The sequence below is a fragment of the Pseudomonas sp. TJI-51 genome (assembly GCF_000190455.2).
In the GTDB taxonomy this organism is placed as follows: Bacteria; Pseudomonadota; Gammaproteobacteria; order Pseudomonadales; family Pseudomonadaceae; genus Aquipseudomonas; species Aquipseudomonas juntendi.
Window position 1 is genome coordinate 1 of sequence record NZ_AEWE02000138.1, and the last position, 14552, is coordinate 14552.

At 58.1% G+C, this 14552-nt stretch carries 11 protein-coding genes and 5 pseudogenes; 7 read left to right on the forward strand and 9 right to left on the reverse strand.

All coding sequences use genetic code 11. The features are described from left to right. Positions 1-109: 109 nt before the first annotated feature. A pseudogene (locus G1E_RS30085) lies at positions 110-295 on the forward strand (hypothetical protein); the annotation flags it as partial. A 104-nt stretch (positions 296-399) separates the two neighbouring features. Here the strand turns inward: G1E_RS30085 and G1E_RS24395 are convergent. The 7 genes and pseudogenes from G1E_RS24395 to G1E_RS24420 form a co-directional block, all read right to left on the reverse strand. Continuing rightward, positions 400-642 (reverse strand): hypothetical protein, encoded by a 243-nt coding sequence (locus G1E_RS24395; RefSeq protein ID WP_009681901.1) that lies wholly within the window; start codon positions 640-642, stop codon positions 400-402. 23 nt (positions 643-665) lie between these two features. Then, positions 666-854, reverse strand: a pseudogene (locus G1E_RS30320) (transposase); the annotation flags it as partial. A 224-nt stretch (positions 855-1078) separates the two neighbouring features. Then, positions 1079-2011, reverse strand: a complete 933-nt coding sequence (locus tag G1E_RS24400) for a hydroxymethylglutaryl-CoA lyase (RefSeq protein WP_009681902.1) — start codon at positions 2009-2011, stop codon at positions 1079-1081. A gap of 77 nt (positions 2012-2088) precedes the next feature. Further along, positions 2089-2754, reverse strand: a complete 666-nt coding sequence (gene leuD, locus G1E_RS24405; RefSeq protein WP_047150189.1) for a 3-isopropylmalate dehydratase small subunit — start codon at positions 2752-2754, stop codon at positions 2089-2091. A gap of 9 nt (positions 2755-2763) precedes the next feature. Further along, complete coding sequence (gene leuC, locus G1E_RS24410) at positions 2764-4167, reverse strand: 3-isopropylmalate dehydratase large subunit (protein WP_009681905.1); 1404 nt, start codon at positions 4165-4167, stop codon at positions 2764-2766. Positions 4168-4224: 57 nt separating this feature from the next. After that, positions 4225-5502 carry an SLC13 family permease gene (locus G1E_RS24415; protein ID WP_009681906.1) on the reverse strand — a complete coding sequence of 426 codons (1278 nt, stop codon included), beginning with the start codon at positions 5500-5502 and terminating at the stop codon, positions 4225-4227. 115 nt (positions 5503-5617) lie between these two features. Beyond that, positions 5618-6823: a CaiB/BaiF CoA-transferase family protein gene (locus G1E_RS24420; RefSeq protein WP_009681907.1), complete on the reverse strand. Its 1206-nt coding sequence runs from the start codon at positions 6821-6823 to the stop codon at positions 5618-5620. A 171-nt stretch (positions 6824-6994) separates the two neighbouring features. On the opposite strand from G1E_RS24420, the gene G1E_RS24425 reads away from it, so the two are divergent. Both G1E_RS24425 and G1E_RS24430 read left to right on the forward strand, forming a co-directional pair. Beyond that, complete coding sequence (locus G1E_RS24425; protein ID WP_009681908.1) at positions 6995-7915, forward strand: LysR family transcriptional regulator; 921 nt, start codon at positions 6995-6997, stop codon at positions 7913-7915. 818 nt (positions 7916-8733) lie between these two features. Further along, positions 8734-9609 (forward strand): annotated as a pseudogene (locus G1E_RS24430) (reverse transcriptase family protein); the annotation flags it as partial. Positions 9610-10202: 593 nt separating this feature from the next. On the opposite strand, the pseudogene G1E_RS28830 reads toward G1E_RS24430, so the two are convergent. Beyond that, a pseudogene (locus G1E_RS28830) lies at positions 10203-10375 on the reverse strand (IS5/IS1182 family transposase); the annotation flags it as partial. 148 nt (positions 10376-10523) lie between these two features. Here G1E_RS28830 and G1E_RS24440 point away from each other — a divergent pair. From G1E_RS24440 to G1E_RS24450, 3 genes are read left to right on the forward strand one after another with little or no spacing between them, the layout of a single operon-like run. Continuing rightward, complete coding sequence (locus G1E_RS24440; RefSeq protein ID WP_236183101.1) at positions 10524-11921, forward strand: MFS transporter; 1398 nt, start codon at positions 10524-10526, stop codon at positions 11919-11921. Positions 11922-11946: 25 nt separating this feature from the next. Beyond that, on the forward strand, positions 11947-12699 hold the full coding sequence (locus G1E_RS24445) for an Asp/Glu racemase (protein WP_009681912.1): 753 nt from the start codon (positions 11947-11949) through the stop codon (positions 12697-12699). 54 nt (positions 12700-12753) lie between these two features. Further along, a complete protein-coding gene (locus G1E_RS24450; RefSeq protein ID WP_033690139.1) occupies positions 12754-13644 on the forward strand; it encodes a LysR family transcriptional regulator in 891 nt (296 codons plus the stop codon). A 172-nt stretch (positions 13645-13816) separates the two neighbouring features. Here G1E_RS24450 and G1E_RS24455 read toward each other — a convergent pair whose 3' ends face one another. Beyond that, positions 13817-14326, reverse strand: coding sequence for an acyloxyacyl hydrolase (locus G1E_RS24455; protein WP_009681914.1), 510 nt, complete (start codon positions 14324-14326; stop codon positions 13817-13819). 104 nt (positions 14327-14430) lie between these two features. On the opposite strand from G1E_RS24455, the pseudogene G1E_RS28500 reads away from it, so the two are divergent. Continuing rightward, positions 14431-14552, forward strand: a pseudogene (locus tag G1E_RS28500) (IS5/IS1182 family transposase); the annotation flags it as partial.

The window sequence follows — 14552 nt, forward strand, 5'->3', positions numbered from 1 at the left end:
CGAAGGTCATTTGCTTCATCATCGAAAAGCTCGGCGATTGGTGTCCTGGGATTTTGCCAAATCAGGAAGTCTTTTTCAGAATTTCCTTTGATCAACTGTGTCGTGTGCCAACGTGCGCCTGGCCCAAGTAAAAGGCCTGCTGAATTTGCACGGCTGGGTGTACGACATTGAAACCGGTTCCATCGATGCGCTGGATGCCGATAACAGGCACTTCAAGTCGTTGGCGCACCATCCAGCAACGTGTGCCGTACCTGCCCGTCCTGCCAATAGGTCATCGCTTGACATGCCGATTTGAGGAATTCTCATTTAGTCTGAAGTCCGTCCAGCCGGCGCAAAAAGCCCCCACACCCGGGCAAGGTGTGGGGCTAATTAACATAGCCCGCGTTATTCGCAGTGCGCTCAGCCATACCCAGCGCGCACCTCAATGATGTATTGCAGCGCGTCGGCCTTGCGCTCAGCCGAGCAGCCGGTGTGCTTCACCAGCGTCTCACAGTCGCCATAGTCAGCGTTGACCAGGGCGCGCAGCAGGCTTGAGCACAAGAGAACTGCATCGTCGTAATTGTCTTGCAGCTGCTGATACTGCGCTTTCAACTCGGCAATGCGCGCTTGAAGTTGCTCAAGGTGTTTCTCGGTCTGGGTCATGTCATGGGTCCTTTCAGTTACCGATAAACCTCACGGCGGTTGCCCATGCCTTCGTCACGGATTTTTCAGCCGTAGTGCACCAAAGGGAATCACCATGATACATGGGCTCCAGCGGCCGTCGCTTGCCAGGCACCGACTTCTTCCATCACAGCATCGATGACTGAGCTGATGAAATTGCGGGACACCTCAGTGCCGTACTGTTCGCGCGGAAATAGCACGCCGTTGCCGGAACGAGCGGCTAACCGCGCCCAAGACCGCTGTTGCAGCCCGCATCGATGAATCCCTTCGGAGGAACGTGATCGGGCGCGCGAAGGGCGCAACGCTGCTCTGAGGCTCAGGGCCAAGCGTGACTTCATTCCGATGTCGATACCCTCTCTGCGTTAATCGACTACACGCCAGCTGATACATCCTCTTCGAAGGGGGAGAGAGCAGACGCTCAGGCCTGGGGCTCCAACCACTTCGGCTTCGGATAGCGGCGGTCCGCCTTGCCAGCCTTGAGCACTTGGCCGGGCACCTCGTGCTGCACTAGGCCAGGTAGGGTCTGGGCAGCCTGCAGCAGCCGGTCGAGATCAACGCCGGTGTCGAGGCCCATGCGCTGGAACATGTGCACCAGGTCTTCTGTGCAGATATTGCCGCTGGCGCCCGGCGCATAGGGACAGCCGCCCAGGCCTCCGAGCGAGGCGTCGAAGCGATCTATACCGGCGTTCAGCGCCGCCAAGGCGTTGGCCAGGCCCATGCCGCGGGTATTGTGGAAATGCAGGGTGAATAACGCCTCCGGCCAGCGAGCCAGGGCGGTCCGGCAGATGCGTTCGACCTGTGCCGGATCGGCCATGCCGGTGGTGTCGCAGAGGGTCACACCGTGCACGCCGATGTCGAACAGCTTGCCGACCAATTCATGGACATGCGTCTCCGGCACCTTGCCCTCGAAGGGGCAACCGAAGGTGGTGGACAGCGAGGCGTTGACGAACACGCGACTGCCGCGGGTGACCTCGATGATCTCTCTGAACTGCGCCAGCGACTGTTCTGCTGTCATGCGCAGGTTGGCCAGACCATGGGTGTTGCTGGCCGACATCACCAGATTGAGCTCATCCACCTCGCAGGAAAGGGCACGCTCACAACCCTTCACGTTGGGCACCAGCACGGTGTAGTCGACACCCGGCACGCGGCGGATGCCGAGCATTACCTCTTCCGCGTCGCGTAGGTTGGGAATAGCCTTGGGCGAAGTGAAGGAGGTCACTTCGATCTTCGCCAGGCCGGTCTGCGACAGGCGATCAATGAGGGCAATCTTGTCCTCGGTTTGGACGAAGCCGGGTTCGATCTGGAATCCGTCGCGGGTGGCGACTTCTTGGATATACAGGTGTTTGTTCATCTCGTGTCCTATCAGGTTCGCGCGGGCTGCTGCGGCTCGCCCGCGCCGGGAGGAATGATTTTTGCTCGGCGGCCCAATCAGGCGCCTGTGAAGATCCAGGGCTCCTGATGCCGGCGAGCCTGTTCGAAGCGACGGATGTTCTCTCGCTTCAACAGAGTCAGGCCGATCTCGTCCAGGCCCTTGAGCAGGCACTCCTTGTGGAAGCCGTCGATCTCGAAGCGGTTGACATGGCCATTAGGCTCCACCACTTCCTGCTGCTCGAGGTCGATACTCAGGCTGTAGCCGGGGGTGCCGTCCACAGCGCCGAACAGACGGTCGATGGTCGGCTCGTCAAGGACGATGGGCAGCAGGCCGTTCTTGAAGCAGTTGCCGTAGAAGATCTCAGCGAAGCTCGGCGCGATGATCGCGCGGATACCCCAGTCGGCTAGCGCCCAGGGCGCGTGCTCGCGGCTCGAGCCGNNGTGCCGGGGGCTGGAGCCGCAGCCGAAGTTGGCCCGGGTGAGCAGAATGTTGGCCTCGGCGTAGCGCGGCTGGTTGAGTGGAAACTCCAGGTTCAGCGGGCGCTGTGAACAGTCCTTGTAGGGTTCGCCGCGGTCGAGGTAGCGCCACTCGTCGAACAGGTGCGGGCCGAAGCCGGTGCGCTCGATGATCATCAAGAACTGCTTGGGTAGGATCGCGTCGGTGTCGATGTTGGAGCGATCCAGTGGAACCACGGTGCTTTCGAGTTGGGTGAAGGCTTGCATGTTCGTCCCTCAGAGATCGCTGATATCGGTGAAATGGCCGGCGATGGCCGCTGCCGCCGCCATTGCCGGGCTGACCAGATGAGAGCGCCCGCCGGGGCCCTGCCGTCCTTCGAAGTTGCGGTTGGAGGTCGAGGCACAGCGCTCGCCTTTGCCGAGGCGGTCCTCGTTCATGCCCAGGCACATCGAGCATCCCGCGTCGCGCCATTCGAAGCCGGCGTCGGTGAAGATCCGATCCAGACCTTCGGCTTCTGCTTGCCGCTTCACCAGGCCCGAGCCCGGTACGACCAGCGCTTGAACGATGTTGTCAGCGACCCGCCGACCCTTGACCACACCGGCGGCCAGGCGCAGGTCTTCGAGGCGCGAGTTGGTGCAGGACCCAATGAAGATCTTGTCCAGCCTGATTTCACGGATCGGCGTTCCGGCTTGCAGGCCCATGTATTCCAGCGCCTGCTGCATGCCGCGGCGTTTGACCGGATCGGTTTCGGTCTCGGGATTCGGCACCTGGCCGTCGACATCGGTAGCCATCTCCGGCGAGGTTCCCCAGGTGACATGGGGGCGAATGCTGGCCGCATCCAGTTGCAGTTCGCGATCGAAGCGCGCGTCAGGGTCACTGTGCAGCGTTCGCCAGTACGCCTCGGCGGCATTCCACTGCTCGCCAGCGGGAGCCAGCGGGCGACCTTTGAGGTAGCTGGAGGTGGTGTCATCGAAGGCGACCATGGCGCACCGGGCACCCGCTTCGATGGCGAGATTGCAGAGGGTCATGCGCGCTTCCATGCTCATCGCCGAAACCGTTTCACCGGTGAACTCGATGGCGTAGCCGGTCGCGCCGGCGGTGCCGATCATGCCAATGAGTGCCAGCGCCAAGTCTTTGGATGATACGTGGGGTGCAAGCACACCGTCGATGGTGATACGCAGTGTCTTGAGCTTTTTCAGCAGCAGGCACTGCGTGGCCAGGATGTGTTCGATCTCCGACGTGCCGATGCCGAATGCCAAGGCCGCGAAGGCGCCGTGGGTGGTGGTGTGCGAATCGCCACAAGCGATGGTCATGCCCGGCAGGGTGATGCCCTGCTCCGGGCCGATCACGTGCAGAATGCCCTGGCGCTCATCCTTCATGTCGAAGAATTGCAGGGCGAACTCGGCGCAGTTGCGTTCCAGCGCCTCGACCTGCCGGCGCGCCACCGCATCTGTGATGCCTGCTTCACGCGCCTTGGTCGGCACGTTGTGGTCGGAGGTGGCGAGCACCGAGCCGGGGCGCCAGGGCTGCAACTCATTCAGGCGCAGGCCGTCGAAAGCTTGAGGGCTGGTCACCTCGTTGATGAGGTGAAGGTCGACGTACAGCAGCGTCTGGCCGTCGTCGGTATCGAGCACGGCATGGCGTGCCCAGAGTTTTTCGAAAAGCGTTTGTGCAGTCATCTTCTATCCCTTCCGTTTGGGACGGCGCCGTCTCGAGTCCGGTCTGCCGGCCAGGTGTCAGCCAAGCAGGCCAAAGAAAACGAGAACCAGAACCCCAGCAACGCCGAACAGCGGTACCAGCAATAAGCGGTAGAACAGCTTGCCGCGCTCGGCTTCCTCCTGAACGCCGGCCAGCGCCAGCGCACCGCCCGAGGAGAAGGGCGAAAAGCCGGTCAGCGACGAGCACAGCACGATGGCCGACAGCAGCACGGTGTGACTAAGGCCTGCATTGGTGGCGAGGTTCGGAACGATGGGGAACAGCGTCGGCATCACCACGCCCAGTGTGCTGGAGAAGAAGCTCATCACGCTCGCGGATACGCCGGTAGCATAGGGCACCATCGCCACGCTGACGTTTGCCGCCAGCCACTGCGACAGGGCCGCGATGGTGCCGGCCTTGACAGCCACGCTGATGAGCATGCCCATGCCGCACAGCAGGATGATGATTGCCATTGGGACCTTGGCCAATGCGGCCTTCTCGTCACCCACTCGCAGAATCAGCGCCAGCACTACGCCGATGATCGAGATGAATGTCGGATCGATGTGCGAGGCGATGGTGGCGAATACCGAGCCAGTCGGCAGGAACGCGGCGATGGTCGAGGGCACGATGATCAGCGCGATGATGAAGGCCACCAGCCAGAGGGTGCGCCGCTGCTGGGCATCGAAAGGAGCCGGGCGCTCGGTATCCAGGCTCTCGGTCTGATAACCCTTGAGCACGACGTACGCTACGAGGAACACCAGCGTCTGGAAGATGAAGGAGTCCACCAGCAGCGTGTGGGTGTAGTCCGCGGCGGTCACTGCGTCATAACCGGCGTTTTCGAGGATGCCCTGGGTAACGCGCCCGCCCAGGCTGATGCTGGTGAAGGTGGTTGCCATGCCGCCTGAGACGACGATGATCGCACCTAGCAGCCGGCTCATGCCGGTACGACTGGCGACCGACATCACCAAGGGGGAGAGGAACACGAACACCGCATAATGCCCAGGACCGATTCCCGCGACCAACAGGACCAGCCCGTACAGCGCAAAGGGAATCATGCTGGGCATGCCGCGAGCCATGAACACGGCATTTCTGGCGATCTTCTCCATGGTTCCGTTGGCGATGACGAAGCCGAAGAAGAAGGTCACTGCGAAGATGATGAAAAATAGGTTCAGCGGCCAGTAGGTCACTAGCTCTTTGACGCTGATTCCCATCATGGTGGTGGCGATAAGATAGGCGGCACTAATGGCCAACAGGCCGATGTTGATGTTCAGCCAATAGCCGACACCAATACAGAGCAGTATTGCCAGAATGATGGTCATGGTTAACACGGTATTCCTTGTAATTATTTTTGGCGGGTGTCGAGCCCAGCCGGCATGGCTGGGCCTCTTTGATTGATGCTGTTGCTGATGGTGATGGGGCGCTGCGGCCTGTCGATTAGATGACGCCGCGTTCGCGCAGCGCCTGGCGTTGCGACTGGCTCAGGCCGAGTCCGGCCAGCACGTCGTCGGTGTGCTCGCCCAGCTCCGGGCCGCCACTGCCGAGCCGGCCAGGCGTCCGGCTGAGCTTGGGCAGTACCCCAGGCACCTTGAGAGGGCCGGCAGTCGTCTGCACGGTCTTGATCATCTGGCGTGCCAGGTAATGAGGATCCGTTGCGATGTCGGCGGCGGTGTAGGGGTAGCCAACCGGCACTCGCGCCGCGTTCAGCGCATGCAGCACTTCATCGCGTGAGCGCCGCCGAGTCCACTCAGCAATCGCCGCGTCGATTACGTCGGCCTTCTTGCTGCGGCCATCGTTGTGCGCCAGACTGGGGTCGTCGGCCAGGTCCTGACGGTGGATCAGGCCCATCAGGCGCTTGTAGATGCTGTCGCCGTTACCGGCGATCAGCACATAGGTACCGTCATTGCAGGGATAGGAGTTGGATGGGGTGATGCCGGGCAGAGCACTACCGGCCGGCTCGCGTACATAGCCGAAGGCATCGTACTCGGGCACTAGGCTTTCCATCATGGCGAATACTGACTCGTAGAGCGCGACGTCGATGCACTGCCCCAGACCGCTGCGCTGGCGCTCCTGCAGAGCGAGCAATACGCCGATCACGCCATAGAGTGAGGACAGCGAGTCGCCGATGCTGACCCCGACGCGCACCGGCGCCTGGCCGGGATAGCCGGACAGGTGCCGCAGGCCGCCCATGGCCTCGCCAATCACGCCGAATCCCGGGCGATCCCGGTAGGGACCGGTCTGGCCATAACCGGAAATGCGCAGCATGATTAGCCGCGGGTTAAGCTCGGACAGCGTCTCCCAGCTCATGCCCCAGGCTTCGAGTGTGCCGGGGCGGAAGTTCTCCACCAGCACGTCGGCCCCGGTGATCAGCCGGCGGGCGAGGTCCTGCCCTTCGGCTTCCCGGAGGTCGAGGGTGATCGATTGCTTGTTGCGCGATTGGACATGCCACCAGAGCGAGGTGCCGTCCTTGATCTTGCGCCACTTGCGCAGCGGGTCGCCCACCTTGGGCGGTTCGATCTTGATCACCTCGGCGCCGAATTCGCCGAGCATCTTACTGGCGAAGGGGCCAGCGATCAGCTGCCCCATCTCCACCACCTTGAGGTCTTGCAGCGCCATGCTGCTGCCCTGGATTTGTTCTGCCATGTTTGTACCATCGTGTTTGTTATTTAAGTCGAAGGATGGTTCAGGCTAATGGCAGTGGACAATTGATCAATTACTAAGCCAGTCTTCGTGTTTTGCGAAGGGAGAACGATACCAAGCTCTGGAACTGGGGCAAGGAACTGTCCTGCTTCGCCGAACAGAGAGGCCCCTTATATGCGCCGTATTGATTTCGTCACGCTCAAGCTGTTCGTCTCCATCGCCGCCGAGCGCAGCCTGACCCGGGCTGCTGAGCGCGAGCACCTGGCCTTGGCGGCGGTGAGCAAGCGCATCAGTGACTTGGAAAGCCAGCTCGGTATCACCTTGCTCTATCGTCAGCACAAGGGCGTCGCGCTGACGCCAGCCGGGCATGCTTTACTGCACCATGCGCGCAACATGCTGGACAACCTTCGCCAGTTGAGTGCCGATATGAGCGAGTTCAGCGAAGGGGTCAAGGGGCATGTGCGCATCTATGCGAACACCTCGGCGGTGATTGAATTCCTGCCGGGGGATTTGAGTGTTTTCTGCCGGGCCCATCCGGACGTCAAGATCGACCTCGAGGAGCGCATCAGCAGCGAGACGGTGCGCGCCGTCAGCGAGGGGCTGACCGATATCGGCATTTTCGCCGGGCACGTGCCCGCCGGCGATCTTCATGTCTACAGCTACCGGCATGACCAACTGGTGCTGGTCACTCCCAGCGAGCATCCGCTGGCCGGGTGTGAACGCCTTGCCTTAAGGGATGCCGTTGCCTATGACTTCATCGGCCTACAGCAGGACGCTTCCCTGCATACCCTGTTGCAACAGGCGGCATTGCAGCAGGGCCTGTCCCTGCGCATGCGCATCCAGGTACGCAGCTTCGAAGGGATCTGCCGGATGATCCACACCGGAATGGGCGTCGGCATGCTGCCGGAGAAGGTCGCGCGTACCTACCTGTCGGCACTCGATATCGCGGTGATCCCGCTGACCGATGTCTGGGCGCGGCGGGAGCTGAAAATCGGTGTGCGCGATGTCGAAGGTCTGTCGGTTATCGCCCGGCAATTGCTGGAATACCTTGTCCGCCGTGAGGAGGTCTCAGAGCCGGGGTCACCGGTCTCCTGAGCCTGAGGCACGGGCGCTGCATTGCCGGTGTTCCTAGTGGTCAGTCGAAATGCCTGCCCCGGGCATACCCATCGCTCCGATGCATGGGGTGCCCGATCAGGCTGCCTTCATCAATGGTGAAGTGACCGTTGATGAATAAGCACCCGACAAAAAGTCAGTTCCCAATCCTTGTCTAGCCGGTCGCGGCAAATCTCAAAGGCTTGATGGGTACGCGTAAGTGACATATCTCCGTGACCGGGGACTTCGACTGGATTACATCAAAAAATCGCATGACGGATAGTGGGCGCAAGCTGGTTTCAAGCCTCTGCGCAGCGCCAGCTTCAAAGGTGGTGACAGCAGCTCCGCTGGTCGAGTACTATCCGTCCCAGCTGAGGGCTCCAACTTAGCGAAATCTAGAATCCTCTAGACTCTAGAGGCTGTAGGAAGCAGGTTATGCTATCCACAGGAAGAACCCCCGCTGAACAGGAGGTTGAGCGCCTCGCTCTTACGCTGGTGTATGTCTTGCGGTCTCGAGGCGCTCATCCGCCTGGGCGGAATCTAAGGTAGATGAATCGCTGGAGCCCTCAGCGCTATAAAAGCGCCGGATTAAACCAAAACGTCGATAAGGGCGTTTTGAACAATGCGCTGCGTACTGCGCAACTGCTACATGCAAACTTTCCATTACTGTCTCCTATCTTGACATTGAGGCACTTGGCCCATGAAGCAGGCGTGTCCTACGGATTTCTGAGAGGCGTGGCCGCCAGGAGCGAGCGAGTTGAGAGTTACAAGGTTTTCAAACTGAAAAAAATGTTGTTAGCTTCGGCGCAAACCGATTCAGGTATATTTGTGCTCCTCATCCTTCGTTGCTGAAAATGCAGCGGTGGATTCATAAAAATATTCTGATGCACGTTCACTCGCATCCGGCCAGTTACGCCTACAAGGAAAAAACATCCCCGCGCGATGCTGCAGCCATGCACGCTGGATGCAAGTGGATGATCAAGCTGGGTGCTACGAATTTCTTTGAGTCGATCTTGGAGCCTGACGTTTATCGCGTATTCCGAGAAATGGGCTATCAAGCGCTTGTAGCCTTTGAACTGGCTCGCATTTGTACACGAGTGCGTCCTTCGGGCAATCCGGTTAAAACTGATCGTTTCAAGGACGGGATGGGCAACTTACCGTGCAAGAATGTTGCGATTGGTCACCTTCCGCAAGGAGCAGCAACCAGTCCCTTGCTGTCAAATCTTGTAGCCCGCACGCTTGATCATTCGCTTGCTGAGTTTGCAAATAGCAAAGATCTCGCCTATACGCGATATGCGGATGATCTTACGTTTTCCTCCTTCGGTACGTTTAACCGAGATGGGGCTGAAAATATTGTTCGCGAAATTTATGAAATCATGCGAGCACATGGGCTGTGGCCAAATAAGAGTAAAACTAAAATTATCCCGCCTGGCGCGAGAAAGGTTGTCTTAGGCCTATTGGTGGATGGGCATGTGCCTAAGCTTTCAAAAGAGTTCAAGGCTGAGGTACGCACTCATATCCATTTTATGCTAAGGCCGGATGTTGGCGTGTCTAACCATCGAAAGGCTCGTAAGTTCGATAACTCGTGGGGTCTGAAAAACTTTATTTTTGGCAAGCTTGCCTATGCTCAAGCAATCGAGCCTATTTGGACGTCACGTATGCGAGACCTCTTTATGAAAATCGATTGGGATAGTTAGAACGGGTGCATCTCTCACCTGGGTAACCTGCGGTGTATCGAGCAATCGATTGCCCCGCCGCGATTAGCTTCCGAAAAGGGTCAGAGAATTCTTGTCCAGGCGTCTAGTGATTACCGCTTTGGGTAATCAGAAGCCCATGGTTTGACTGACTCCTCAGAACCAGGCTTTCGGTGAGCGAAACCGCCAGCATCAGTGCGACGCCAAACAAGACGATGCGCTGTTATATCAAAGTGAATTCATGAGGGATCCCCCTCAAACCTGACATGGCACACGCGGTCAGGAGCGTCAGATCGTAGATGATTTTTAGCACGCCGCAGGCGAGTAGCGGTGCGGCGAGCCAACCCAAGCCGATCAATCTGCTAGCAATGGTGGGGGCAATGGCTGCGGCGAGACTACGCGGCACCCGAGGGAGCGGCCATGGCCTTGCCCCCGAATATCACTATCAGACCTCTTGCTCTGGGCGAGCATCAGACAGCGCTGGGCCTCGCATGGACGGAGCTCGATACACCGATAAAGCAGACGCTGTACATACTGATGCAGGAGCTACTGCCGTAAAACTTGAGGCCGCATTCCTATAGGCGAAGAGGGCTGATCGCCGCGTTGGCTGCCGTCCCCAGGACACTGTGCACAGGCCAGATTCGACACCGGCACTGATATATGCCTTCATGCCGAAGTAGTACTGGTTGCCCATCTTGGGTTGGTGCATCTGCGGATCACGCTTGCCTTTCTGGATCTTGGTCGAGCTAGGTGCATGGACGATGGCGCTAGCTGAGGCGGGGTATATACACCAGAAGCCTCTAATCCCTTTTTTTGCTTCTATTTCAAGGATCTACATTTGCCATCGCCGTCCGCGATGGCAAGATCGTGAATGCCTGATATACGACGCTTTCTTCCCCTCCTAACATCGACCACACATGAGCTTCGTTTGCCGGTCGACTTCGTCGGTGTGCGAGTTTCAAAAAATAACAACGAGAGTCCCGCGAGGTTTAACCATGAAAACCCTAACCGCCGGTTCTGCGATCGGTACCTCCGAAGTGGATGGCGCCAGCCAGCTGACTGCCAGTCAACGATACACCACCTTGGGTGGTTCCTGGGCTGCTTGGTTATTTGATGCCCTGGACGCAACAGTCTTCGGTTTTGTTCTGCTGTCGGTCGCGAAGACTTTCTCCATTGGTATGAGCGATGTCGTTTCTACCGTTGCCTGGTTTCTGCTGGCAACCGGTATCGGCGGTTTCTTCCTTGGCAATATTTCTGACAAGATCGGCCGCAAGAAAACCATGATGCTCTCGGTGTTTGTCTACGGCACCGGCACCTTACTTTGTGGCTTTGCCGATAGCCTTTGGCAGCTCAACGTATTCCGCTTCTGCGTTGGCATCGCCGTCGGTGGATTGTGGTCTGCTGCTGCCGCGCTGGTATCGGAGATCTGGCCGTCCGCTGGGCGTGCCAAAGCCTTTGCCGTGATGCAGACAGGTTGGTCGGGCGGCGGCCTTCTGGCAGCGATTTTTGCCTGGAGCTTCCTGGACGACGCCAACCCCGAGTCCTGGCGCAATCTGTTCATCTACGCCTCTATTCCGTCCTTTTTTACCCTGTTGTTCATTGGGTTATTCGTCAAGGAGTCACCGGTCTGGCTGGCCAACCGCGAGTTCATGCGTCGTAACAGCAACAAGGGCCGGCTGATGGAGATCTTTCATCCGCAGTACCTGAAAATGACGCTGCTGGGCCTGAGCATTTCAATCCTGGGCATGTATGGCTATTGGATCATTACCACCTTCATGCCGGCTTACCTGCAGAACATTCTCAACGTGCGCATCGATCAAGCCCCGGTGTTCGTCATCTGGATCGGTATTGGTGCCACGCTCGGTTACCTGGCTTACGGCTACCTCGCCGAAAGCATCGGTCGTCGACTGTCGTTCGCAGTGTTTTTCGGTGGCATGGCGATCATGGTGCCGGTGTTCGCCTATTCGGCGACCCTGATGCCGTTGACCGAAGGCAAGTTACTGTTCACCACCCAGAACATCATCACCCTCGGTTCATTGGCCGCCCTGCTCGGTTTCTTCACGGGCTACTTCAGCGGCTTCGGTGCTTGGTACTCGGAATTGTTCCCTACCAGCATCCGATCAACCGCGTCAGGTTTCTGCTTCAACTTCGGGCGGGTCGGCGCCATCGCCGGCATCAAGCTGGTACCGGTACTGATCCCCCTTATCGGCTTCACCGCCACCATTTCCCTTGCTTCAGTTTCCTATCTCATCGCAGCCGTCATGGTGTTCACGTTGCAGGAAACCAAAGGCGTTCAACTCACCAGCGGCAACTGATCCGTACCTTTCAAAGGACAAGACCATGAAGAACTTCCGCATCGGGCAAATCGTCCCAAGCTCCAACACCACGATGGAAACCGAAATCCCGGCCATGCTGACCTCGCGCTACGAGTTGTTTCCAGAAGAGCGCTTTACCTTCCACTCTTCGCGTATGCGCATGATGCACGTCAGCCCGGAAGAGCTGAAGAAGATGGACATCGACAGTGACCGTTGTGCATTGGAACTCAGCGATGCGCGAGTCGATGTCATGGCCTATGCCTGCCTGGTGGCGATCATGTGCCAGGGGGCCAACTATCACAAAGTCTCGCAGGATCGACTGGGTAAAACCGTTGCTTCCAACCAGTCGAACGCCCCAGTCCTGAGTTCGGCCGGTGCACTGATCGATAGCTTGCACATGCTCGACTACAAAAAAATATCGATCATCACGCCGTACATGAAACCACTGACCCAACAAGTCATCGACTATATCGAAGCGGCCGGAATCGAAGTGGTCGACTCCATCAGCCTTGAAGTGTCCGACAACCTCGAAGTCGGTCGTCTGGATCCGATGAATCTGGTAGCGCATGCCGACAAGCTGAACATCGGTCAGGCCGATGGGGTGGTGTTGTCTTGCTGTGTGCAAATGCCGTCGCTGCCAGCGATCCAGAAGGTTCAGGATCGCCTCGACAAACCGGTGTTGTCCGCATCAATCGCCACTGTTTATCAGATGCTGAAAACCCTCGGGCTCAAGGCCCAGGTACCCAACGCCGGCCATCTATTGTCCGGGGCATTCTGAGTCGATGCCTGAGAAGGTACTATGCTGGCCTGTCAGGCCAAACCGGTACCATCCATGAAGCTCGATCCGGTCTCGTTGCGACTCTTCGTCAGCGTCGTTGAAGAAGGCACCATCGCGGCTGCCGCCAAACGCGAACACTTCGCGGCGGCGGCAGTCAGCAAGCGACTCAGCGAACTTGAAGAACTCCTCGACTCGAAATTACTCAACCGCACCAACAAGGGCATTACCCCGACTGACGCCGGCCTATCGCTACTGTTCATGGCCCGCAGTGCACTGAATAACCTCAATGAAATTATCGTGCAGATGCGCGAGTTCTCACATGGCCGCCGTGGCTCGGTGCACGTTCTGGCCAACATTTCCGCCATCACGCAATTCCTGCCTGACCTCATCAAGTCATTCATGGAGCAGTACCCACTGATCAACGTCAGGTTCGAAGAAAAACAAAGCCTGGCTATCACCAAAGCCGTTGCCGAAAACCGCGCCGACATCGGTATCTTCACCCGCCTGCCCCACGGCGCTGACATCGAAGTTTTCCCGTTTCGTAATGATCGCCTGGTGTTACTAATCCCCCTCGGACATCCACTCGCAGCAAGACAATCCGTCAGGTTCAGCGAAACCCTGGATCACGAATACATCGCCTTGCGCAGCGGTACTCATCTTAATTTTCAGTTGATCAAAGCAGCCAATGACCTGGGGCGCTCGCTTAAAATCCGCATGGAGGTGTCCAGCTATGACGCCTTGTGCCTAATGATTCAGGCGGGTCTGGGCATTGGCATCATGCCAGAGGGGAGTGCGGCGATTTACAGGATGGACGGAGCGAAGGTAGTCAACCTAGAGGAAGCGTGGGCTTCTCGCGAACTCAGCGTGTGCGTCAGATCACAATTGGCATTAACGGTTGCAGCGAGGTTATTCTTGGAGCACTTGCGCGAAAGTGAGTCTGCGTAAGCGTTTTTTTGCAAGCTCCTAGCAGAGAAATAGGGGGATTCTGGCGGGGTGGCTAAAACCTTTCGCTTATCGCCATCGCCAGCGTCGATAATTGCGGCTATTCAGGCTTACATATTATTGGCCCTGGCCAGATAGCATTTCCCCTGCGCCAGTGAATGCGTACTGGATGCTTTCAGATTTGCTGACTGTAGAAAAGCGCGAACGATTCGATACCGTCATTGGGTTGTTTGATGCCGGCGTTGGAGTAATGCAGTGCTCGGACGCCGATACGTTGCCCACCGCTGAATTTCAAGCCTGCACCAATTCGATCTTCGAAGTTGAAGGCGGAGCCAAGCTCTCTATCACCTGCGGTGGTGCCGGAGAAAAGCGCGACACCAATGCCGACTTCGATGAAGGGCTTTATGTCGCTCCCGGCGAACTCGTAGATGAACACTGGGGCGAAGGAGAGGGAGTGGGCTCCGCCTGCCTCATCGCCTGCTTCCCAATAGGTGTATCCGGCATCCCAGTAGCCTGTCAGGTGTCCAGTGTCAGACTGGAACCAACTCTTTTCCCATTCGACACCAATGCCGGCACGTGCCGTTAAGCCGCCTTGATTCGTAGCGCCAATCGAGCCGGAGATTTCTGCTGCTGAAGTAGACAGTGCAACGGCTGACAGTACAGCGGCTACGATAGTTTTCGTCATGGCCCAGCATTCCTTTGATGTTGTTTCTAGGTACCCTAGGGATGGTCTGAAAAAGACTTCTCGAATCTGGTGAAATACGCCGATCCCGTTGCCCGAGTTTCCCGATGAAGCAAATGACCTTCGCCGACGTCGAGTACGCCGGTAAGCGCAAGCAAACCCGGAAGGAACTGTTCCTGATCGAGATGGATCGGGTCGTACCCTGGAAGGGTTTGATTGCCCTGATCGA